Annotated in this window: 3 protein-coding genes and 1 pseudogene; all 4 read left to right on the forward strand. The window is 27.5% G+C overall.

All coding sequences use genetic code 11. The features are described from left to right. Positions 1-244 (forward strand): hypothetical protein (locus tag CPX_RS02795; protein ID WP_053521633.1); only part of this gene is annotated, 244 nt, incomplete at its 5' end. A 239-nt stretch (positions 245-483) separates the two neighbouring features. Next, on the forward strand, positions 484-774 hold the full coding sequence (locus tag CPX_RS02800; protein ID WP_235443276.1) for an HU family DNA-binding protein: 291 nt from the start codon (positions 484-486) through the stop codon (positions 772-774). A 153-nt stretch (positions 775-927) separates the two neighbouring features. Beyond that, positions 928-1,695: a hypothetical protein gene (locus CPX_RS02805; protein ID WP_053521635.1), complete on the forward strand. Its 768-nt coding sequence runs from the start codon at positions 928-930 to the stop codon at positions 1,693-1,695. 75 nt (positions 1,696-1,770) lie between these two features. After that, a pseudogene (locus tag CPX_RS02810) lies at positions 1,771-2,078 on the forward strand (hypothetical protein); the annotation flags it as partial.

The raw sequence follows: 2,078 nt of genomic DNA on the forward strand, positions 1-2,078 counted from the left end.
CATGAATGAACATTTATATTTATTAATTGCGGTTTTATATGGTATCGGTTTCATTTCAGGCAGTTTGTTTACTTGTTGGCTTTTATGTTTAATTAAAAAGACTTTTTTTATTGATCATATCACCCCTCAATCAATGAACAAAGATGTCGAAGATATTTCTTTAAGCTTTAAAAATCTTCATATTAATAATAAAAAAGATAATCCACAAATAAATGAAACCATAAACCAAGAAAAAGAAGAATAAAAAAAAGATCATGTTATCGATATCCCTAAAGAAAATGATACTTTAAACCAAAGCAATCATCTTTTAAAGCAAGGGATGCAAATTATTAAAAATATTTTACAAAATTTAAACATAAAGGAAAAAGAAAAATGAATAAAAAAAGGTACTAAAAAAACAACTACTAACAAAAAAATACTAAAAAACAAGATACTACACAAAAAGATCCTAACAAAATCGCTAAAAAAGAATTAATTAGCGAAATAGCGAAAGAAGGCAGAACGACTTTTACAGAGGCAAACGCGTTTTATAGTTTATTTGAAGAAGTTTTATTTCAAACGATCGCCAATAACAAGGAAGTAGTTTTAGGCGCTCGTTTAGGAAAATTTGTAGTTTCTGAAATCAAAGCTTGTAAAAGACCTGAAATGAAAGCTATCAAAATGAAAAACGGCCAAATGGCATTTAAAAAAACAGGCAAAATGATTAAATATCCTGCTTCTTTGAAAGTGAGTTTTAAAATTGCGAAACCTTTAAAAGAAGCTGTGAAACAATAAGGCAATAAAAATTATCTATTCTCTCCTATTAGAAGATATTTAAAGTTTTGAAGAAGCTCTTTTCTTTAAATATCTTCTAATAGGAGAGAAAGATAGTGTTTTAAACCAATTTAAAATGTATAAGTTATTAAATTAAAAGAAAGAAGTAAAAAAATGAAAAAACAAAAATTAAAAACATTCAACAAATTATATTTCGGATTATTAGCAGTTATCTTATTAGTGTTAGGATGTCTAGCAGGATACTATTATATAACGAAAGAACCAGTTAAAGATAAGAAGGCGGAAACCTCAAAGAAAATAGTTTCTCAGTCAGACAATCCTTTAGACCAGTTAGAGAATCAAATTAAGTTTTACGAACAAAAATTAAAAGAAACTTCTGATGCTGCTAGCAAAGAAACTTTACAACAAATTATCAAGTTTTACCAAAAACAAAAAGCCAATGTGGAAAAGAAAAATTTATGGGAAGATTATAGTCATCTTTTAGAAGAAGAAATTAAAACTTTAGATCAAAAATTAAAAAACGAAACACATAAATTAACAGCTAAACATGCTTTAACAGCTAGTAAATTAAAAAAAGAAAAAGAATTAATTGCTTTACAAGAACAAGAAAAATTACTCACAGAAGAAGAAGAGATAGAAAATACGCTATTACCAGATATAACTAATAAATTAAAAAATCCTGATTTAAAAGAAGAAGATAAAAAGAAAATCATAGAGGAACAAACGCGTTTAACAATTAAATTAGACGAAACTCAAAAACAAATTAGTAAAATGATTCAAAAAATAAAAATCATTCAAGAAATCAATCATTTAGAAAAAGAGATTGCTGAAGCGCAAGAAGCCGAAGAAGAAGATTATTTCACTCATCTTTTAAATACGCGTAAAGAACAATTGCAAACACAATTAGAAGCTTTAAACTAATTTTTTATGCTAACAAATTTTAACCCCCTCTTTAAAAGAGGTTGGAGTTGTTTGTTATTCGCTGGGGGTTTTTTGATGGCTGGTTTATTATTCCAATGGGGAAGTTCCTTGCCGAAAACTTGTCTGCATTTGCCTGTCTCAGAATCAGTTAAAGTCAAAAATATTTTAGCAAAAAAGCCCAATCCTCGTTCTTTTAAACCTTTATCACCGCAAATTGATAATTTTTATTATCATTCTCTTTTGCCTTTAAAAGAACAAACTTATCAAAATACAGAATGTTATAACGTTTATTTAGGTGAAAATACAGGCATACAAGAAGCTTTAGGGTGGTTAAAATATCATTTTCCTGCCAAAACTTTTGAAAAAGATTTTAGTTATGCGCT

Source organism: Candidatus Phytoplasma pruni (assembly GCF_001277135.1).
In the GTDB taxonomy this organism is placed as follows: Bacteria; Bacillota_I; Bacilli_A; order Acholeplasmatales; family Acholeplasmataceae; genus Phytoplasma; species Phytoplasma pruni.

Excerpts from the sequence above, each read along its gene's own strand:
- CPX_RS02805 (WP_053521635.1), top strand. The coding sequence starts at position 928 with ATGAAAAAACAAAAATTAAAAACATTCAACAAATTATATTTCGGATTA.